Source organism: Aestuariibaculum sp. YM273, assembly GCF_030908365.1.
In the GTDB taxonomy this organism is placed as follows: Bacteria; Bacteroidota; Bacteroidia; order Flavobacteriales; family Flavobacteriaceae; genus Aestuariibaculum; species Aestuariibaculum marinum.
Window position 1 is genome coordinate 2,389,021 of record NZ_CP133090.1, and the last position, 18,657, is coordinate 2,407,677.

The following is an 18,657-nucleotide window of genomic DNA, read 5'->3' on the forward strand; positions in this document are numbered from 1 at the left end:
AGCATTTTAAGGTTGTGAAACTGTTCATTTTTTGATTGATTGATTGATTGATTGATTGATTGATTGATTGATTGATGAAAATTTTCAGTATATGATTGATGAAATTATTTTAAAAAATTAATAGTTAACGGATATTGATAATATTCTCCATCTCTTGCTTTTAAGCTGGCTACGATAATAAGTACTAATTCTATTATAAAACCAATTACAGCAAGAACGCCTAAAAATCCACCAACAAATAATAGTGGTGAGGCACTATGGAAATCGAAATGAAATCCATTAAAATCTATAAAATCAATACCGCTAAATAATTTGAAAACAAAAAATGGGATTGTTAAGGTGCCTAAAATAATAGCATACAGTAAAATGCTGATTTGGAAATTAATAGCCTGTTTGCCATGGGCGTCTATAAACTCCGATTTATCTTTATTCGTTATCCAAAGGATGATTGGTCCAAGGAAATTTCCAAAAGGAATTACAAACCTGCTGAAGGTTGATAAGTGAATAAATGTGGCGATGTTTTTTTGGTGTTTGTCTAACATGATTTAAAACATATAATAGTTTCTTATGCAAATATATGTCTTAAAACAGGTATTATGTTACGCATAGTACCTAAAATTAACAAAATTTTAACAAATAAAAGGAAAGATTATTTTCATACCTTAGTGAAAACTAAGACTAAATAGTTATGAGTATAACTCCCAGAAAACTAAATGCTTTCACTTTGTTTAAGCTGCCTTCGGCTTATTTTTGCGGTGTTCGAACCAAGTATATTGACGATAAAAAATGTGTGGTTTCTGTAAAATATCGGTGGATAAACCAGAATCCGTTTCGCTCCATGTTTTGGGCAGTACAAGGCATGGCTGCCGAACTTTCTACAGGGGCACTAATGATTGATAAAATAGAATCTTCAGGAAAGAAAATTTCCATGTTGGTAACATCCAATACAGCAACTTTTACAAAAAAAGCGACAGGAAGAATAACCTTTACATGTTATGATGGTCATTTAATAGACGACTGTTTGCGTCAAGCCATTGAAACTGGAGAAGGGCAAACCGTAACATTGAGATCTGTTGGATTGAATAGTGAAGGTGTTGAAGTTTCTTCGTTCGTTTTCGAATGGAGTGTTAAAGTAAAATCATAATTTTAAAATCTATTGTAACAAATTAAGGAATTATTCAACTTATAGCTGAATCAACAAAAAACAATACAAAAAATGACAGCACACGAAATTGATTACAATATATACGGTGAAGAAATGCAGTATGTAGAAATAGAACTTGATCCGCAGGAAGGCGTTGTAGCCGAAGCTGGAAGTTTTATGATGATGGACGATGGTATTAAAATGGAAACCATTTTTGGAGATGGTTCACAGAAAGATACTGGCTTTTTGGGAAAGATTCTTGGTGCCGGTAAACGTATACTAACTGGTGAGAGTTTATTTATGACCGCATTTTATAATGTGCTATCAGGAAAACGTAAAGTATCATTCGCTTCGCCATATCCTGGAAAAATAATTCCCATTGATTTAACAGAATATAGAGGGAAATTCATCTGCCAAAAGGATGCCTTTTTATGTGCAGCCAAAGGCGTAAGTATCGGTATCGAATTTTCTAAACGTTTAGGTCGTGGCTTTTTTGGAGGTGAGGGATTTATTATGCAAAAGCTTGAAGGCGATGGTATGGCGTTTGTTCATGCCGGTGGTACTATGGCTAGAAAGGTATTGCAACCGGGAGAGGTTTTACGAGTAGATACGGGGTGTATTGTTGGATTTACTCAGGATGTAGATTACGATATAGAATTTATAGGAGGAATCAGAAATACTATTTTTGGAGGTGAAGGCTTGTTTTATGCAAAACTTCAAGGGCCCGGAATAGTATACATTCAATCGTTACCATTTAGTAGGTTAGCAGGTCGTGTACTGGCATCGGCGCCACAAGCGGGAGGTAAAGATAAAGGAGAAGGTAGTATTCTTGGTGGCTTAGGCGATTTATTAGATGGCGATAATAGATTTTAATTAAAATAGTAGAATAATAAAAAAAGGCTTGGATACTCCAAGCCTTTTTTTATTAGCAGTATTTAATATTTTATAAACCTGATGGCCTTTGTGTTTTGGTTGTTCGATAGTTCTTTTAAAAAGTAAACACCATTACTTAATCCGGAAAGTGAAATATCTGTAGAATTAGAATAACTGATTTGTTTCACTAACCGCCCTACAGTGTTATAGATACCTATTTCAGAAATGTCTTTTGAAAGGTTGTAAACTCTTAAAGACTCAGAAGTTTTATTGTAATGAACATAAAGTTTGTCGTCGTTATATTCATTTATCGCTAAGGTAGTATCATCTTTAAAAGTTATAGAAAAGCGATCTGAAGGTGTATTCGAATCTAAGTTTAAACTAACATCATTAGCACGCAGATTATAATAGGTGTTTTGATAAGTATCTAGTAAATAAATGTTTAAGTCATCAGGAATATTTTCCATTTTATGAATTGAAAATGTATAATTCCCTGAATTTTTTATACTAATATGTAGAGGCAGCTTATCATCAATATTTATTTCGGGTAAAGCTTGAATTGATAGGGTTTGGTCATCCTCTAATTTCCAAAGTAAATCGTTTTGAGAACTAGAAGCAATAGCATCGTAGCCTTTATCGTATCCATAAGTGGTTTGACTGTCGTATCCTAAACCAATAACTTTAGTATATCCAAGTGCATCGGTAAAAGAGAACCATATTTTAGGTCTATTATCTTCTGCTATAGCTGTTTTGGACTTTGTAGTAGTTTTGTAAAACACAGTTTCATCAAGAGACTCTCTGGCAAAAGCACGTTGCGCATTATTAAAATTAAGTGTCCCTGAATTTTCAATATTGACAAAGAAGCCTTGGCCAACATCAATATATCTTGTTGGTTCAGGTTTAGAAGTTGTTCCTTTGCCACTAATTAAATCGGTTGATGCAATAGCAGGAATTGCCATCATTAAGGTATATGTGGCATAACCTCCTTCATAATTTGCTAAAATATGGCTGCTGTTAGTAGAAAACGACTCCCAGAATAAAAGTTTACCATCTATTACAGATAGGTTGTCGTTTATAAATTGATCGGCATCTAATGTCGAAGGGTAAGGATTACCAATTAACACATCATTGCCAGCGGTAACATCAAAATTATATTCACCATCGTTAGGAATACCCCTGAAAATATATTCCTGTTCAGGTGAAGATGAACCAGAACCTTTCATAGTGTATCCTAATCCGGGAGCTATATTAGTACTAGGATATATTTTTCTCCAAGAATAATAGTTTCCTGAAGTTCCATTAAAACTGTAAAGCCAATATTTACTTAAGGAAATAGGGCTTGTAGTTGCATCTGCGTTATACCCACCAATAAAACTAATAATGCCATTATTATCCTCCAGATAATTGACTTTCCAAAAACCACTTCTGTTAACTGGCGCACTCCAATAATTATAATTGTATAGATTGGAGGTGCCTTGTTGTGTTATTGTTAATGACCCTGTTCCGGAATTTGAACTTATGTTTCTATGGTTCTGAATAAGTTGAGCTTCACCAGCAAGGTTAAAATTTCCATTAATGGTAACTTTATCGTCAACTTCAACAAGAATGCCATTCATTACATTTAAGATGCCTCCGGACTCTATTTCAATTTCTCTTACATGAGCGTTGAAATACAAATCAGCTGAATTAACACCCGATTTAATAAGTAATTTATAGCAAGAGTCTGAAGCGTCAGGCGCACTGGATGGTCCAGAACCATTGTAAAACACGTTGCCATCCCAAACAATTTGGTCCATGTATCGGATTGTAAAATAATCGTCGTTTTTGAAGTCCACTAGATTAGCAGTCGCGGTATGTCCTGAAATTGTTAAATCGTAAACTCTCTCTGGCGAAGAAAAGTCTCCATTATTATCAATAACAAGCTGTAAAGAACTGCAACTTTGAAGTCCGGATAAATCTATTGCACTGATATCGAATGAAACGGTTACACTACCGGCGTTTTTAGATCGGCTAATACGCCATCTAGAATTTAACTGTTCGGTGTAATTAATGGTATTGGTTTCAAACGTGTAAGTAGGATTGTGATTTTCTTCACCCCAAAATAAATAATCTCCTTTCGATAATTTTGAAGGATTGTTTATTCTAACAATGCCTGTACCTTGGGCATCGGTATGTTCATCAAAATTACCATATTTTCCAATTCCGGCTACGTGATAATCGAAGTTCCCATTTGCGGGATCGTCTTGTGTATAGAAATCGTAACTATCTAAATCTAAATTGTATTTTGCTGATAAATAGTTGTCTATAATAATGCGTTGCGTTTCATTTACCTTGGTTTTAAAAACAATAATTTCAGTCATATTTCCTGAAAAACCAGCAGTTCCGGTAGTGTTACCTCCTAAATTAAAACGATGTGAAGTGTAAGAAGTATAGGTTGAACTGTTTTTCTCATCTCCAATCAGGCTTTCGTTTCTGTATAGTTGCTTTCCGGAAGAGGGATGTGCATCATAGGACCATATAGAATAATTTGTAAGCCCGGAAAGACCACTAGCCTCAATTCTTGAGTCGGTGGTACAACAAGTACCTATGTCGTAATAGACTGTTCCGTTCCAAGGAATATGTGCTGAAAATCTGGTACTATTTTCTAGAGGATCGGTAGTATAAACGGAAGATTGTTGAGAAGTATTTTCGGCTTTTGCCACCACAAACGTAGAAGCTTCATCAGTTATAAAATTTGAGCTACTAAGCGTTAAGCCTGTACGTAATCTGTTACTTCCATTAAACTGTATTTCATTAATACCATTAAGGGTTCCGGAAAGTAGGGTAGGTCTTTGGGTATTAGATTCACTTAAATCAAAATCATTAATACCAGCTGAATTACCCCACTGGTCGACTAAAGTTCCGGTGGTAGTAACCCCATAATCTGGGCGGTACCACATAATTAAGTTCGAAGTTCCGTCATTTGAACCAACACCACCCGGTCCGGTTTGAGCATGAGTTAAATAGGACAACGTCATAACGCCGACAAGCGTGAATAGTTTAAAAACATTCATAAGATTTGAGAGAGGATTTATTTTTTGTTAATTAAATAGCAATAATTATGCGTGCATAGTAATACTTAGGCCGCATACAAATAGGACACACTTATTTACAGAGTGGTCACATTGTTTGTATTTTTAATTACAAAAGTCTTTCTTATGTATCGATGTTTTTGATAATAGCAATTGTTGTTGTTTTCATAATTTTTGAGAGATTGAGAGAATTATAGTGTAAAACTAATATTTTTTTTAAGAAAATAAAATATTAACAATAAACTTTGCAAAACCTTATATACTGTAGGTTTTAGTTTTTCGAAATTGTTAATAAACTATTAAACCGTTAAATTTTACACTTTATCGACCAATATATTCTTTTTTTTATTATTTTTAAGTGTTTTAAATAAAGTTTAATTTAATGCCTATAAAACACATCTACTTTCAAAATAGAAACTTAAAATCCCTAATAAATCATGGCAAGAGCAATGCTAGAGTATACGAAAACTATACTGAATAAAGTTAGTTTTGATGCTAATTTGTTTTGCAAAGAAGTACAAAAGGCTGTTGAACGTTTATTACCTTATGAGTTAGAAGAGCTCAAGGTTTTTATACAGTCTCTAATACAGCAAAATCCAGAATTAAATCAGTGTCTGGTATACTTAAAACCATAAAAAAAGGCGACCATAATTGGTCGCCTTTTTTTATTTTTTACCGGATGCTAACGGACTTATAATTTGTACGTCCTGAAAGGCGATGGCTCCTCGAACCACACCAAGAATTACATCTTGTAAGGCCTCTATTATCTGCATTTTTAACTCACTTTTATGGTAAATTAAACTCACTTCACGGGCTGGCGATGGTTCTTTAAAGTAGTGTAAATTGTCTTTTTCTTTTTCATTAATGTCTAAGGTGTGTAAGTAGGGAAGCAGGGTCATTCCTAAGCCTTCATCAGAGAGCTTTATTAAGGTTTCAATACTACCACTTTCTAATTGAAATTGTTCTTCAGGCTGTGTTTTTAAGGCTTTGCACAGGTTTAAAACCCCATCTCTAAAACAATGTCCGTCCTCCAATAATAGCATATCATTCACATCCAATTCAGAGATATCAATTTTTTTGTTGGTATGTAGTTTATGATTTTTAGGAATATAAGAAACAAATGGTTCGTAGTACAACACGCGTTCTTTTATAGCATTGTCTTCTAGAGGTGTTGCAGCAATGGCTGCATCTAAATGACCGTCTTTAATACGTGCAATTATTTCATCAGTAGTTAGCTCTTCAATCTTAAGTTTAACTTTTGGATGTTTTTTTATGAAGTTTTTTAAAAACATTGGCAGAAGGGTAGGCATTACTGTTGGAATGATGCCTAATTTAAATTCTCCACCAATATAGCCCTTTTGCTGATCGACAATATCTTGTATTCTGTAAGATTCGTTAACAATATTTCGAGCTTGGGTTACTATTTTATTACCAACATCGGTGAGCTCGATAGGTTTTTTGCTGCGATCAAAAATCTGAATAGATAATTCATCTTCCAGCTTTTGTATTTGCATACTTAGAGTAGGTTGTGTTACAAAGCATTTTTCGGCTGCTTTAGTAAAATTCTGGTTTTCGGCCACCGCCAAAACATAGTATAATTGTGTAATTGTCATTGGTATCAATTTAGGCTATAAAGATATAAAAACTATCAATAAAATTTATTCTTTGTAACCTTATTTATAGATTAAATTTGTAGTAAATAAAACAAAACATATAATTAAATAATAAAAATATGGCATTAAATAGTATTGGTTTAGATACCGTAAAAGCAAAAGAATTAGCAAACGATTTAAACCATTTATTGGCGAATTTTCAGATTTACTATCAGAATCTTAGAGGGATTCACTGGAATATAAAAGGGAAACGTTTTTTTGATTTACACGTGAAATTCGAAGAGTTGTATACCGATGCCAATGCAAAGGTTGATGAGATAGCCGAGCGTATTTTAACATTAGGAGAAACACCATACCATACATTTGAAGATTATTCGGCTCATGCACAAGTACCGGTTGGTAAAAACATATCTCAGGACGAAAAGGCAGTGATATTAATTGTTGATTCGTTATCGGGATTACTTAAAATAGAGCGTGATATTTTAGATAAATCTGGCGATGCAAATGATGAAGGTACAAACTCGATGATGAGTGATTTTATTACCGAGCAGGAAAAAACAGTTTGGATGATGAAAGCTTGGTTAAGCTAAACTATCAGATTTTAGATTGATTATATTGCAAAGCCCTCAAAATATTGAGGGCTTTTTATTTTCATAACTAAAATCGAATAGCAAGGTTTAAATTGTCATCAGTTACTTTAAATTGTGCCAAATGAAACTGCGGCGGACCAAAGTTCATCGGGTTGTTAGACATGCCATAAGGCTCCTGAGGCATACCGCAGGAATCAAAGTCCATACGTTCATTATCATTTTTATCATGTAATGCCATGATAGCATAGTCGCCAGGGGTAACATTTTTAAAGGTCACTTTAACTTTGCCATCCTCAATTTTGCTTTTTAGGCTTTGAATCCCGTGGCCTTTCATAAAAGTGTCTTTGGTGTGTAATCCTAGTAAGACATGTCCGTCGTTGGAGGTAACATTATCAATGGTTACGGTAATATCGTGTCCTAAATCCTTTTCCTGACCATAACTTAATGTGGTAAAAAGCGCTAATAAAATAAGTGTTGAAATAGTTTTCATAATGACTTTTGTATTGGTTTATGTTTCAAAAGTCTGTAATGAACGGGAGTAATTATAAAAGAAGTGACTCAGTTGTAGATTTAACCTGATGAATTGTGAAAACCGAATGTTATAATAAGCCTCGTGACTTTATTTCCAGATATTTATTAATGGTATCGATGGTTAAGTTTTCTGGGGTGGTTAATATGGAGTAGATACCGTATTTTTTTAGTTCGTTAACAATCAGGCGTTTTTCAAAATCAAACTTTTCAGCAATCACTTTATCGTAAACCTGCTGTACGGTTTCGGATTTGGTTTTTATTAAGGTGTCCAGCTCTGTATTTTTAAAGAAAATCACCACCAACACATGACTCTTGGCAATGGCTTTAAGGTAAGGTAACTGTCTGTTTAAGCCATCCATCGTTTCAAAGTTCGTATACATTAACAGCAAACTACGGTTTGTAATATGACGTTTTATATTGGCATACAATCTGCTGAAATCGCTTTCAAAGAAATCGGTGTTGACGTTGTAAAGCGCTTCAAGAATCAGTTGCATTTGTGAACTGCGACGTTCGGCTACTACCACATTGTCTATGCGTTTGGAAAATGATAACATACCCGCTTTATCATGTTTTTTCAATACCACATTACTAATTACAAGACTGGCATTAATGGCATAATCTAACAGACTTAAACCATCAAACGGCATTTTCATAATACGCCCTTTATCAATAATAGAATATACCGGTTGCGATTTTTCGTCCTGAAACTGATTTACCATAAGCTGGTTTCTCTTGGCAGTGGCTTTCCAGTTAATGGTACGTAAATCATCTCCTAAAACATAGTCTTTAATCTGCTCAAATTCCATGGTGTGTCCCAGACGGCGCACTTTCTTTAAGCCGTATTCTAAGGAGTTTTGATTGATATTTAATAGTTCGAACTTTTTTAGTTGCTTAAAACTCGGGTAGGTGGGCACCATAGCATCACTACTAAAGGTGAAGCGCTTGGCCACCAGATTTAAAACTGAGGTCGCATAAACATTTAAACTCCCAAAATGATATTCGCCACGTTCGGTTGGGCGTAATTGGTAACTGATGTTTTTTGAGCGCCTTGGTGCAACACGATGTTTAATTTTAAAATCACGCTTTTGAAACTGCTCAGGGATTTCATCAATAATTTCCAGATGAACCGAAATCGGGTAGTTGTTTTTTATTTGAAGGTTGACCGTATTATTATCACCGTTGGAGAACTTGTCCGGAAGTATGCGTGAGGCTTCAATTTTATGTGTTCCGATGAAAATCGTAATGAAATCAATCACAAATAATAGGACTAGCACTAAAATAGATAACTGTGCAATATTGAATAATACAGGAATGAAATAACTTAAACCAAATAACACGACCATGCCAATACCAGCATAGAAAAAACGAGGTTGTATGTAAAAGGGTTTAAAGAATTTCATGCTATATGTTTAGATTTCTACAGTTTTTCCAATTTCATCAATCGATTCATGATTGCCTAAACCTTTAGGGTTTGGTCCGTATTCATTAGGTCCGTAATCACTATCTCCAAAAAGCATCCACAAACTATAAAACGGAATTAGTTGATACCACCCACTATTCCCTCGGTCATGGCAGCGCTTAGCACCTTGAATACATAACACTATAAATGCGGGTATTATAACTATGTAGCTTAATAATTCAGCATTATCAATTTCAAAATAAAGTAAAGTGAACTGCGCGATGAAGGTTAATATACTGTAGACTAAATAGGATAATCCATATTCTAATCTTCTTATTCTTCCTTCTGATGAAAATACATTTTTAAACATAAGTTTGAGGTTAAGTGAGTTATTACCTTGGGATTTCTACCGTTTCAATAATTTGTTTGATGATTTGCTTGCTGGTAACGCCTTCCATTTCGCGTTCTGGCGTTACAATCACACGGTGGTGTAACACAGGAACAGAAGCACGTTTAATATCTTCAGGTGTTACAAAATCACGACCAGACATCGCAGCAAAGGCTTTACTAGCTTTTAGTATGGCTATAGAAGCTCTAGGTGAAGCGCCCAGATATAAAAACGGATTGTTACGCGTAGCTACAATCAGTTCGGCGATGTATTGTAATAAGTGTTGCTCAACAAGCACCTGACTCACCAAGTTCTGATATGTTACAATTTGTTCCGCGGTTAAGAAGGAAGTAATTGTTGCTGTTTTCTCTTTTTCTTTTAAGTCGTGCTCACGGATCAGTATTTCAATTTCCTCTTCCAGATTCGGGTAATCCACATCTATTTTAAAAAGGAATCGGTCTAACTGCGCTTCAGGTAAACGGTAGGTGCCTTCTTGTTCTACAGGGTTTTGCGTCGCCAACACTATAAACGGTGCATCCAAACTGTATTTATTCCCATCAATAGTTATTTGTTGCTCTTCCATCACTTCAAACAACGCCGCCTGTGTTTTGGCTGGGGCACGGTTAATCTCGTCAATTAAAATCATATTCGAGAAAATAGGGCCTTTCTTAAACTCAAACTCCGAAACTTTTAAATTAAATACCGAGGTTCCTAAAATGTCACTTGGCATTAAATCGGGCGTGAACTGTATACGACTAAACCCAACACTTAATGATTTGGCTAAAAGCTTTGCTGTTACCGTTTTGGCAACCCCAGGAACCCCTTCAATTAAGGCATGTCCTTTGGCTAATAGTGAAGCAATCAGCATATCTACCATGTCTTTTTGCCCAACAATAACTTTACCCACTTCGGCTTTAATGTTTTGCACACTGTTTTGTAATTCCGATAGGTCTAAGCGGTTTTGAAACTCTAAGCCATCAGCTTCTGTATTATCGGTATTTTCTGTTGCTATGTTCGCGTCTTGTTTTGGTAAAAAGTCGCTGTGGTCTTGGGGTTGTGTGTTTTCTTCCATAATTAGTTGTTGTAAAAGGCTTCGATATGCCTGTTTAACTTGATTAGGTTTTCTTCAAAAAATTCGCTTTTCGTTCGTAGCCAATTAATGTATTTAATCAGCGGTTTAATATCCTCTTTTTTCTTTCCCGATTTCGAAGCTAACTTGGTAACAAATTCATCGTCAAGCGTATCGGTATTGATATTATAATCGCTTCTTACTTTTTCTAAAAAGTACGTTATTTTTTTGTCAATCAGGTTTTTGTGATCTTGTGTTTCAAAATATAAATTAGAAACCGTTTTCACAAAGGCCACTGTGGTATTTTGTAAAGGTTTGATGATTTTAATCACGCGTTGGCGTCGTTTGGCATTAAAAATCATGAACAGTAATGTAAAGATGAGTGCGGTATACCAGGCCCATCGGAAGGCAGTTTGCTCTAAAAACCAACTGAGGTTAGAGGTTTTCTCCACCTCACCGTAATAGTTTTTCTGAATCTTGGTATACGAGTCAAAGTAAAGATCGGCATCCGGTAAATAGGAGAGGACATCCTCCACATACTGGTAGCGCTCTTCCTTTAACAGGTTGTAATTGGTAAAAATCTTTGGTTCGGTATGAAGGAATACATGACCATTTCCAAAAGGCACTTCAATAAAATTTACGTGTTTATAGTCAATCTTTGAATAGCCCAGAATTTTACAATTTATGGAATCGAAACCGGAGAAATAGTTGTCGCCTTCGTTTCTATCTATCTTGGTTGATTTTAACTGTCGGTTTTCAAAAGACAAATACGAAATACTATCTTTTTCGTTGGCGATATAATCGATATCAATTTGTAGGGTGTCGTGTATTTTTTGCGGATACACATAATCGGAAATAAACAGGGTGTTGCCATCGCTCACAAAACGCATCAGTTCATTAATGGAATCGTCTAGTAAATAATCAGAATTACCAATAATCATAAATGTCCCCTTGGCAATATGTTTGCCGTTACCGTCTTCGCTATTTACACTGAGGTAACTCGCCGGCTGATGGTACACCGTTCTAATCTTTTTATCTTTAAACAGGTTCGGTAATTCCTTATACAGAATACTTACGCCGTAGGGTTTGTTGCTTTTTTCGTTAAACGATTCTTCCCAGTCTACTACTTTAGTGGTGCGAACCGAAAGCATAACCGATGCAGTAATGATCAGCACGACAATAATGAGGATAAATGGTAAGACTTTCTTCATTATTTCACCAGGTTTAACAGGGTTGTAAAATTGCCTTTGGCTTTGTTGTACTGCGCTTCGTTTACCGGAAACTTACCATACCAGATGTAGTTGTATAAATAGGAGGTATAGGCAAAGTTATCACTGAAGGGAGTGTTACTCATTTCATTCAGGTACTCGCTATTGGTCTTATCGTCTTCAAACTTAATATGGTTTTTTAAGCTCAGATTTTTCAATACCAGCAGGTAGAAATAACGAATAGCCAGTCGGTAGTCGCCAAGGTCTTCGGCTTGTTTAATCAATAGACTAATGTCGGTATGCTCAATATTTTCGGAAGTAATCTCCTGATGATGTGCAATGTTTCGGTTTTGTTTCGACTGAAACCAGCCATTGCCACCTTCCTTAAATAACACGTATACCAAAGCAATTACGGCTAATGCAATAGCGATGTAGAATATAAAGCGCAGTGGCCCTAAATTCATGTTCAGGAAATTGTCGTTATTCTGTTCTTTAACCTTAACCTTTTGCTCTTTATAATCTACATATTCACCTGAACCTTCCTCTGTATGGCCTACCATATCAATACCTTCATAGTTAAAGGTATCACTGTCGTAACGGTCTTTGAAGTTTTCATCAAACTGACGTTCCTGTTGCGGCTCCTGTACAGGTAATCCTGTAGCGGTTTGAAGGCTGAAAAGCATCAAAATAAGCAGGAGGTAAATATGTAATTGTTTTAATATCAAGGGCGATTCAATATGGGGCTTTGGGTAATTTGTTTCTGAATTTTAAACGGATATATCAGGTAGTAGTAGGTGATGATACTTAAAGTGGTAAGGATAATGCCTACCGACAGCCAATGAGGCATGATGTTGCTGTAACGGGTAATAAAACCTTCCAGAAAGCCTGCCGAAAAGGTAAACGGAAACGTACTGATGAGAATCTTCACACCGGTTTTAGCCCCTTGTTTAAACGAGGTCATACGGCTATAGGTATTCGGGAACAGAATGCTCGCCCCAAGAATCAGTCCGGCAGCGGCTTCAATAACGATGGCGAAAATCTCCATAGCGCCATGTATCCAGATACCGCGCACACTCTCCCAGAACACGTCTTTTTCGTAAAAGAAATACTGAAACGAGCCCAGCATGATGCAGTTTTTGAACAGGATGTATATGGTACCAATCCCTCCAAACACGCCAAGAATAAACGATATGATACCTACTTTCAGGTTGTTTATGGTAATACCAATAAAACTCCCCCAGTTACTTCCGCTTTTATACACAGCTACGGGATCGCCAGCTTCAATATTTTCAATAGACATGTTTACGTAATCGTCGCCCAGAATAGAACGCACAAACTCACCGTCGTTAGCAGCCGATATGGCTCCAATAAAGGTAAAGGCAAAAAAGGTGATGAAGGCCACATAAATAAACTTGCGGTACTGGTAGCAGATTAAAGGCACTTCGGTTTTCCAGAAACTCACCAGACGATTGCTGTCTTCGCGCTTGGTTTTATAAATTTTCTGAAAAGCTTTGGCGGCCAGCTGGTTTAAATAAACAATTACCTTACTTTTGGGGTAATAGGTTTGTGCGTAAGCCAGATCGTTAATTACATGAATGTATTGAGAAGCCAGTTCGTCTGCATCTTTAAAGTCATTATTAAAGATGGCTTTTTCGAAAGCTAACCATTTTTCTTTATTTTGCTTGATGAATGAAACTTCTCTCATATAGGAGATAAATTAAAATATAAAATGTCAGAGTTACAAATTAACACGACCCAAAATGTGAAAATAAATTTCAATGCCGCCGGTACCGGAGAGCGTTTGCTGGCATATGGCATTGATTGGGCTATTAAAATAGGATATTTTCTAATTTTAAGTCAGGGGTTTGGCGTGTTTAATGGTATGGACCGATGGTCGCAGATTGCCATTAACACGGTGTTAAGTTTTCCGGTGATGTTTTATACCCTTGCTTTAGAGTCGACGTTACAAGGGCAAACCCTTGGTAAAAAAGCACTAAAGATTAAAGTGGTGAAGATTGATGGCTATCAGGCGTCCTTGTCCGATTATGTGGTGCGCTGGTTTTTTAGAATTGTCGATGTCTTTATCTTCGGACTTGGTTTTTTTGTAATGATCCTCAATAAAAAGTCGCAACGTCTGGGCGATATGGCGGCAGGTACGGCGGTTATTAGCCTAAAGGAAAATATAAACATTAACCACACCATTCTGGAGGAGTTGAAAGCCGATTATGTACCAACCTACCCGAACGTGATTAAACTTAGCGATAATGATGCCCGCATTATTAAAGAAACTTTTACACAGGCCAAGGCGACACGCGATTATCAGACGTTGATTCGTTTGCGTAAAAAACTAGTTGAAGTAGTAGGCATTAAAGACGTGAAACAAAAAACCGATATGGAGTTTATTGATGTGATTTTAAAAGATTATAACTTTTATACCCAAAACATGTAATGCTGTACATAATTGACATTTTAGGAACCATTGCCTTTGCCATTTCCGGCGCCTTAGTGGCGTTCGATAAGCGAATGGATGTGTTTGGTATTTTTATTATTGCCTTTGTCACTTCGGTAGGTGGGGGTACCCTGCGAGATTTACTCATTGGGTATACGCCGGTAAGCTGGATGAACGACCTGACGTATACCTATGTGATTATCGCTTCCACAATTTTTGCCATTGGGTTTCGCAGTAAACTTAACTATTTACGTACCTCCTTATTGCTGTTTGATGCCATTGGTATAGGGTTGTATACTTTAGTTGGTTTAGAAAAAGGTGTGGAGTTACATTTGCACCCCATACTTTGTATAGCCTTAGGAACCATGACGGCCTGTTTTGGTGGGGTAATACGCGATATTTTATGTAACGAAATACCCGTAGTGTTTAGGCGCGAAACCATTTATGCCACCTGTTGTATTATGGGGGGTATGGCGTATTTTACTTTAGGTGCTTTATCGTTAGATCACAAAATCGTGTTTATAGCCTCGGGGGTCATTATTATTGCCACGCGATTACTGGCGGTGCGTTTTAAAATTGCCTTACCAAATATTTATAGGGATTAGAGAACTAATTTCAGAATCGTCATTGCGAACGAAGCGATAGCAGAGTGAAACAATCTTTTCAAGGGTAACTAATTTGTAAGCTTCCCAAAAATAGGACGGTTTCATTTTTTATAAAGTTATAGTTTTACTTACTTAAATAATTGCTATTACAAAGGGATAACAATTCCAATACCAGATCTAAATCCACTCCATCCAGTTCGAACTCTATCTCCTTGGTCGTCCTCTAAAGAATAATCTCTGTTGTCTTTGAATTTTAAATCTCCACCCATCACTAAATCATAACCCATATTCAGTCTTAATTTTGCAATTGAAATTGGAATGTCATATATAAATCGGAATCCAACCCCAATATCAATTGAGTTGAAATCAATAGATTCACGAGATACATTGTCTGAAATCTTTGAATAGCTTTCTAAGTCTAGATGAGAGTAATTGAAGAAACCTCTAGTTCCAAAGTAGAACATTGTTTTGCTATTCTCTTTTGATAATTTAAATTGATATTCTGCTCCTACAGTATAGGCTTTTAAAAGTTGTGTTAACCTTACAGTACCCGAATAATCTGAATATGATGATTTACCACCTGTAGAATTATAGGAAGCAAAAAACTGTGTGTTAATCTCTTCTACTTTTATTCCAATTGAATACCCAATATTAGCCCCAAAATCATCATTAATACGTAAATCTACTTCATTAATATCGTCTGAAAGTTCTTGTTGAAAATCTCTCAAATTATTGTGTGAAAATGTATTGTAGTTTATTTCAACTATCCCTAATATATTATTTTGTGCTTCGACATTTGTGAAATTTAGGTATGCAAATGTTAAGAGGAAAAAAAAGAGAATCTTTTTTTTATTCGCAGTTTTACAAATGCCTGTTTTAATGTCACAACTGTTAGGGGAGAAAAATAATTTCATTGAAATATATAAGGTTAAATCTTGAAATTTATCTTATTTTTCAAGATGGTAAATTGAAGTGTTACTAAAGGTTTTGAAATTTATGATCTATATCTGCAATTCTCTCAATTTGTATACCATTTTTGTAAAATTTTAGAATCGGATAGTAGATGCTAATATTTGTATACCATCCAAAGTTGTGATGGATTATGACTTCGTCGCCCAATGGATTGATACTATGGTATTTGTTTCCTCCGTTATTAGCGTCATAATATTCCATAATTATGGTGTCAAAATTACCATAAAACGGATGTGCATTATAAGTCATTTTACGATCATAATAATTTACATACTCTAAAATGAAATTCATCTTAGCGGTAGGAAGTAAAACAAAGTCAGAGATATCTTCTCTAAATGCATTTTTAATTTTAATTGCGTAACTAGGGTTGTAAATAATCGTTTTGTCATCATGTATAACTAAGTCTGTCAAGTCTTCTTGCGAAATAGGGCGTTCTTCTATAATGTAATCATTTTCATTTTTAATAACTAAAAAAGCATCTACAAAATTATAGTCAACAATAGGGTTTAAATTAATATAAATAGATCCTTCAATAATATTTATGGAGTCTATACCTAATGGAGTAGCCAATGTTTTATCTAGATTAAAAACATAAGCTGCGCCTCCAGTATAAAACTCAGCATCCAAAACATTGGCTAAACTTCCTGAATTGGTAGGGAATAGATATTCAATTGTTAAATTATGCTTGCCATCGTCAAGCTCGTCAACATATAAGTAAAATTCACCTGTTTTGTCATAGCTCCTATATATTTCCTTGTCATTAACTTTTACCACCATTTCAAACTCATTACTTACAAAGCCTGTAATTGCATATTTTACAACTTTAGAGGCATGTGTTTCTTCTTCATTTGTAAAGCCATTTAATTTTACAATTACATTAGGCTCATATACTTTAATTTTTTCGAAATAATCTTCAGAAAAATCATATGTGCAGTTTAATAAATTCAAAAGTGTTATAGCTACTAATAATATGTAGGGGAATTTTGGAGAAATTAACTTCATGGATACTGAATAATTAATTTGGGAGTTTTTTTACAAAATTAGTAAAAATTAACAATAAGTTTTATTGAATTAATCAAAATAACAATTAGTATAAAATATATATGATTTGCCCTTAATGTTTTACATAATTTTGTTGCATGAAACCTTAAAAATAGACAATAACAAACAATTACTTAATAGTTGCTGTTATGCGCAGGGCATTTCTCTATATTTTAATTTGTCCGCTATTAATTTTGTGGTTATTTATGCTTGCTTACGTACAGTTGTCAAGAGTTATTAACAATACACAACACCATGTTATTCCAGTTTAACAGCACTTTTATAGCTGTTTTGTTCAGCTAAAGGTGTGTTTAGAAAATATAACCCTGAACGAGAGCTGAACAAACCTCGAACAAAACTGCAACAAAACCCCTGTTTTTTTGGCTTCAGTCCCAAATTGTCTCAAACTGTGTCAAATCGTCTCATTCTGTCTCATATTGTGTCAAATGGTTTCATTTTTGTTCTTTGCTTGTTCATTTTGACTTGATTCATTACTGAGTTTAAAGTATACTTTGAACGAAAGTAGCAAGCGTAGCTTAACCAAAAATCAAGTCAAAAACTAGGAAATTGCTAACGCACCACTCGTTCCCGGCATTGCATGCCTGAAGCTACGCTTCGCAGTTCCATGCCTTCACTCATTATTTCTGATTTTTGACGGGAAATGACTTTGTCACCCTGAACTGGTTTCAGGGGCTAAACAAGATGTAGTAGAGATGCTGAAACGAATTCAGCATGACAGTATTTGAAGTCTAGCTGCCTGTCCTGAGCGGAGTCGAAGGGTTTGTTACTTTTTTGGGTAATGCAAAAAAGTAAAGGTATTAAGGGAATAATTTCATTTTGAATAAAAATAAACTATGTTACCCTGAACTGGTTTAGCTACGCTGAATCTTCGATTATAGGGGTTAAACAAGATGTCGTAAAGATGCTGAAATGAATTCAGCATGACAGCTAACACTTCCTGCATTCGTCACCCGTCACCCGTCTTCGGTCACCCGTCATCAAAGCTTATTCTATAATCTCAACATTACGAATGTAGATGTTCTTCAAAGGCCAGTCGGCATCATCGGTGTCTACGGCAGCAATTTTGTCAATCACCTCCATGCCTTTAGTTACACGACCAAAAATAGAGAAATCACCATCTAAAAAGTGCGATCCGCCATGTTGCTGTACAATAAAAAACTCATATGGCGATGCCAGTTTATGCGGATTATCAATATCGCTACTAGGCATAGAAATCACTCCACGGTCGTGTTTAAAACCACGCTTGGTATCGGCAGGTAATAAATAGCGCCCTATATCAGCACGTTTATGGCCTATTTCTATATCGTCACTACCGCCAGCCTGTACCATAAAGTTGTCAATTACTCGGTAAAACTGGGTGTTGTTAAAGTATTTCTGTTTGGTTAAAAAGATAAAATTGGCACGGTGGTATTTGGTTTCTTCAAACAGTAAAATGTCGATGTCTCCAAAGTCGGTAGAAATACGCACTTTATTTTCCTTGTTCTCTTCACCGTATTTTAAAAAGAACTCCATAGCATTCTTATCGGTTAACTTTGGATACTTACGTTTTTCCGGTTCAACCTGATTGGATTTCTTGGCTACAGTTTCAGTCTTCGGTTCTTCGGTCTTATTTTTTTGTTTAGATTGTTTATCTTCACAATTCAGAAATAAACAGGAAAGACATAAAAACAAGATAAAGCGCAT

Annotated in this window: 19 protein-coding genes; 6 read left to right on the plus strand and 13 right to left on the minus strand. The window is 35.5% G+C overall.

The window, feature by feature from the left end:
* Positions 1–104: 104 nt before the first annotated feature.
* Positions 105–542, minus strand: coding sequence for a DUF4870 domain-containing protein (locus RBH94_RS10255; RefSeq protein WP_307880812.1), 438 nt, complete (start codon positions 540–542; stop codon positions 105–107).
* A gap of 146 nt (positions 543–688) precedes the next feature.
* Between RBH94_RS10255 and RBH94_RS10260 the strand changes: the two genes are divergently transcribed.
* Entirely contained in the window at positions 689–1,144 is a 456-nt protein-coding gene (locus RBH94_RS10260; RefSeq protein WP_307880813.1) for a DUF4442 domain-containing protein, read from the plus strand.
* Between the two features lie 72 nt (positions 1,145–1,216).
* On the plus strand, positions 1,217–2,017 hold the full coding sequence (locus RBH94_RS10265; protein WP_307880814.1) for a TIGR00266 family protein: 801 nt from the start codon (positions 1,217–1,219) through the stop codon (positions 2,015–2,017).
* 62 nt (positions 2,018–2,079) lie between these two features.
* Here the strand turns inward: RBH94_RS10265 and RBH94_RS10270 are convergent, their stop codons facing one another.
* Positions 2,080–5,070 carry a T9SS type A sorting domain-containing protein gene (locus tag RBH94_RS10270; RefSeq protein ID WP_307880815.1) on the minus strand — a complete coding sequence of 997 codons (2,991 nt, stop codon included), beginning with the start codon at positions 5,068–5,070 and terminating at the stop codon, positions 2,080–2,082.
* Positions 5,071–5,525: 455 nt separating this feature from the next.
* Between RBH94_RS10270 and RBH94_RS10275 the strand changes: the two genes are divergently transcribed.
* The gene (locus RBH94_RS10275) at positions 5,526–5,723 is read left to right on the plus strand and encodes a hypothetical protein (RefSeq protein WP_188224504.1); all 198 of its coding nucleotides are present in this window, start codon (positions 5,526–5,528) and stop codon (positions 5,721–5,723) included.
* A 30-nt stretch (positions 5,724–5,753) separates the two neighbouring features.
* Here the strand turns inward: RBH94_RS10275 and RBH94_RS10280 are convergent, their stop codons facing one another.
* Positions 5,754–6,701 (minus strand): hydrogen peroxide-inducible genes activator, encoded by a 948-nt coding sequence (locus tag RBH94_RS10280; RefSeq protein ID WP_307880816.1) that lies wholly within the window; start codon positions 6,699–6,701, stop codon positions 5,754–5,756.
* Between the two features lie 119 nt (positions 6,702–6,820).
* On the opposite strand from RBH94_RS10280, the gene RBH94_RS10285 reads away from it, so the two are divergent.
* Positions 6,821–7,291: a Dps family protein gene (locus RBH94_RS10285; RefSeq protein ID WP_307880817.1), complete on the plus strand. Its 471-nt coding sequence runs from the start codon at positions 6,821–6,823 to the stop codon at positions 7,289–7,291.
* A 67-nt stretch (positions 7,292–7,358) separates the two neighbouring features.
* Here the strand turns inward: RBH94_RS10285 and RBH94_RS10290 are convergent, their stop codons facing one another.
* The 7 genes from RBH94_RS10290 to RBH94_RS10320 all read right to left on the minus strand — a co-directional run bounded on the left by RBH94_RS10290 (position 7,359) and on the right by RBH94_RS10320 (position 13,591).
* Entirely contained in the window at positions 7,359–7,781 is a 423-nt protein-coding gene (locus RBH94_RS10290; protein WP_307880818.1) for a DUF2141 domain-containing protein, read from the minus strand.
* Between the two features lie 109 nt (positions 7,782–7,890).
* On the minus strand, positions 7,891–9,222 hold the full coding sequence (locus RBH94_RS10295) for a DUF58 domain-containing protein (protein ID WP_307880819.1): 1,332 nt from the start codon (positions 9,220–9,222) through the stop codon (positions 7,891–7,893).
* Between the two features lie 9 nt (positions 9,223–9,231).
* Positions 9,232–9,591: a DUF805 domain-containing protein gene (locus tag RBH94_RS10300; protein ID WP_307880820.1), complete on the minus strand. Its 360-nt coding sequence runs from the start codon at positions 9,589–9,591 to the stop codon at positions 9,232–9,234.
* Between the two features lie 22 nt (positions 9,592–9,613).
* Positions 9,614–10,681, minus strand: coding sequence for a MoxR family ATPase (locus RBH94_RS10305; protein WP_307880821.1), 1,068 nt, complete (start codon positions 10,679–10,681; stop codon positions 9,614–9,616).
* A gap of 2 nt (positions 10,682–10,683) precedes the next feature.
* The gene (locus RBH94_RS10310; RefSeq protein ID WP_307880822.1) at positions 10,684–11,889 is read right to left on the minus strand and encodes a DUF4350 domain-containing protein; all 1,206 of its coding nucleotides are present in this window, start codon (positions 11,887–11,889) and stop codon (positions 10,684–10,686) included.
* Complete coding sequence (locus RBH94_RS10315) at positions 11,889–12,569, minus strand: hypothetical protein (protein WP_307880823.1); 681 nt, start codon at positions 12,567–12,569, stop codon at positions 11,889–11,891. Before RBH94_RS10315 ends, RBH94_RS10310 begins: the two co-directional genes overlap by 1 nt.
* A 38-nt stretch (positions 12,570–12,607) precedes the next feature.
* Positions 12,608–13,591 (minus strand): stage II sporulation protein M, encoded by a 984-nt coding sequence (locus RBH94_RS10320; RefSeq protein ID WP_307880824.1) that lies wholly within the window; start codon positions 13,589–13,591, stop codon positions 12,608–12,610.
* A 24-nt stretch (positions 13,592–13,615) separates the two neighbouring features.
* On the opposite strand from RBH94_RS10320, the gene RBH94_RS10325 reads away from it, so the two are divergent.
* Entirely contained in the window at positions 13,616–14,335 is a 720-nt protein-coding gene (locus RBH94_RS10325; protein WP_307880825.1) for an RDD family protein, read from the plus strand.
* Entirely contained in the window at positions 14,335–14,940 is a 606-nt protein-coding gene (locus RBH94_RS10330) for a trimeric intracellular cation channel family protein (protein WP_307880826.1), read from the plus strand. Before RBH94_RS10325 ends, RBH94_RS10330 begins: the two co-directional genes overlap by 1 nt.
* 146 nt (positions 14,941–15,086) lie before the next feature.
* Here RBH94_RS10330 and RBH94_RS10335 read toward each other — a convergent pair whose 3' ends face one another.
* From RBH94_RS10335 to RBH94_RS10345, 3 genes are all read right to left on the minus strand, one after another.
* Positions 15,087–15,668 (minus strand): hypothetical protein, encoded by a 582-nt coding sequence (locus RBH94_RS10335; RefSeq protein ID WP_307880827.1) that lies wholly within the window; start codon positions 15,666–15,668, stop codon positions 15,087–15,089.
* Between the two features lie 250 nt (positions 15,669–15,918).
* Positions 15,919–16,914, minus strand: a complete 996-nt coding sequence (locus RBH94_RS10340) for a hypothetical protein (protein ID WP_307880828.1) — start codon at positions 16,912–16,914, stop codon at positions 15,919–15,921.
* Positions 16,915–17,958: 1,044 nt separating this feature from the next.
* Positions 17,959–18,657, minus strand: a complete 699-nt coding sequence (locus RBH94_RS10345) for a peptidylprolyl isomerase (protein WP_188224517.1) — start codon at positions 18,655–18,657, stop codon at positions 17,959–17,961.

Excerpts from the sequence above, each read along its gene's own strand:
- RBH94_RS10255 (WP_307880812.1), bottom strand. The coding sequence starts at position 542 with ATGTTAGACAAACACCAAAAAAACATCGCCACATTTATTCACTTATCA.
- RBH94_RS10260 (WP_307880813.1), top strand. The coding sequence starts at position 689 with ATGAGTATAACTCCCAGAAAACTAAATGCTTTCACTTTGTTTAAGCTG.
- RBH94_RS10265 (WP_307880814.1), top strand. The coding sequence starts at position 1,217 with ATGACAGCACACGAAATTGATTACAATATATACGGTGAAGAAATGCAG.
- RBH94_RS10270 (WP_307880815.1), bottom strand. The coding sequence starts at position 5,070 with ATGAATGTTTTTAAACTATTCACGCTTGTCGGCGTTATGACGTTGTCC.
- RBH94_RS10275 (WP_188224504.1), top strand. The coding sequence starts at position 5,526 with ATGGCAAGAGCAATGCTAGAGTATACGAAAACTATACTGAATAAAGTT.
- RBH94_RS10280 (WP_307880816.1), bottom strand. The coding sequence starts at position 6,701 with ATGACAATTACACAATTATACTATGTTTTGGCGGTGGCCGAAAACCAG.
- RBH94_RS10285 (WP_307880817.1), top strand. The coding sequence starts at position 6,821 with ATGGCATTAAATAGTATTGGTTTAGATACCGTAAAAGCAAAAGAATTA.
- RBH94_RS10290 (WP_307880818.1), bottom strand. The coding sequence starts at position 7,781 with ATGAAAACTATTTCAACACTTATTTTATTAGCGCTTTTTACCACATTA.
- RBH94_RS10295 (WP_307880819.1), bottom strand. The coding sequence starts at position 9,222 with ATGAAATTCTTTAAACCCTTTTACATACAACCTCGTTTTTTCTATGCT.
- RBH94_RS10300 (WP_307880820.1), bottom strand. The coding sequence starts at position 9,591 with ATGTTTAAAAATGTATTTTCATCAGAAGGAAGAATAAGAAGATTAGAA.
- RBH94_RS10305 (WP_307880821.1), bottom strand. The coding sequence starts at position 10,681 with ATGGAAGAAAACACACAACCCCAAGACCACAGCGACTTTTTACCAAAA.
- RBH94_RS10310 (WP_307880822.1), bottom strand. The coding sequence starts at position 11,889 with ATGAAGAAAGTCTTACCATTTATCCTCATTATTGTCGTGCTGATCATT.
- RBH94_RS10315 (WP_307880823.1), bottom strand. The coding sequence starts at position 12,569 with ATGCTTTTCAGCCTTCAAACCGCTACAGGATTACCTGTACAGGAGCCG.
- RBH94_RS10320 (WP_307880824.1), bottom strand. The coding sequence starts at position 13,591 with ATGAGAGAAGTTTCATTCATCAAGCAAAATAAAGAAAAATGGTTAGCT.
- RBH94_RS10325 (WP_307880825.1), top strand. The coding sequence starts at position 13,616 with ATGTCAGAGTTACAAATTAACACGACCCAAAATGTGAAAATAAATTTC.
- RBH94_RS10330 (WP_307880826.1), top strand. The coding sequence starts at position 14,335 with ATGCTGTACATAATTGACATTTTAGGAACCATTGCCTTTGCCATTTCC.
- RBH94_RS10340 (WP_307880828.1), bottom strand. The coding sequence starts at position 16,914 with ATGAAGTTAATTTCTCCAAAATTCCCCTACATATTATTAGTAGCTATA.
- RBH94_RS10345 (WP_188224517.1), bottom strand. The coding sequence starts at position 18,657 with ATGCGCTTTATCTTGTTTTTATGTCTTTCCTGTTTATTTCTGAATTGT.